This is a genomic window from Candidatus Hodgkinia cicadicola (genome assembly GCF_002774925.1).
On the sequence record NZ_NXGO01000075.1, the window covers coordinates 1 to 950 of the forward strand.

Genomic DNA, 950 nt, shown 5'->3' on the forward strand with positions numbered 1-950 from the left:
TGTGTTAAAAATGAAGGCGTCAAGTTCTCATACTTCAACCAGTGCGATAATAATTGGCATGATGATCAGCCAATACAGAGTCTGAATAATACTGGTATTACAAAATTTGAATAATTGATAAATGATAGTTATTCTGAAATAGCAAAAACTCATATTTAATTAAAACCGTTACAATACAGTAGTGTAACACAGTAATATTACCAACACCATAATAATTTACAAACTATACTCATAATTTCGAAAATTTCTTAAAGTTAACACCAGACTTTGTTGCTATTCTTAATTTTAAAAAGATTAATGCAATTTTTACAATGTTGATTTACCAGCTTACTGTCTCCTCTTTGTTTCAGGTATTCAACAAACGAATATATATAACAATTATTTTTTTTACAACAGTTGGTTAATCGGTTTGCACCAAGAACCGTTTTTGTAACTGTGCAGTTTAGTTTTGCTTACTTAAGTGAGAGAATTATTTAATATGTATATTTACTGCACTTATACGCCTTCCACATAAAGTTTACAGTCAAATACCAAATTAGATTTGGGTATGTAATATTAGGACTCAACTTAAGGCAAGAACAAATATAAAATATTACTGATCTTAAGAGATTCAAATGTAGCTTTATTGTAATATTTTTAACATAATTTTGTATTTCATCTAGGTCTTACAGCTGCCCTCATTATTATACGTTATGGGCTAAACAATATAATGATAACTTTTTCATTCGTTGAACGTTGAACTATCGTTTTTAGTTGAATATATTTATTAGAAAACATTGCAAAATTTAACACCTTGGACTTCACGTCTTGCCACTATGTCATCACATTTAGCTGATAACGCTTCATTTAAGAAATAAGCAGCACCATAGCTCTGCAACGCCCATACCTCCATCTCACCTAACCTCTGTCCTCCTAAGTTATCTCTTCCTTTAAGAGGTTGTTGGATTACA

The 950-nt window shown here is 30.3% G+C and carries 1 pseudogene; it reads right to left on the reverse strand.

Annotated elements, in window-relative coordinates:
* Nucleotides 1-796 precede the first annotated feature (796 nt).
* Nucleotides 797-950: pseudogene (locus MAGTDC_RS02885) on the reverse strand (DNA-directed RNA polymerase subunit beta); the annotation flags it as partial.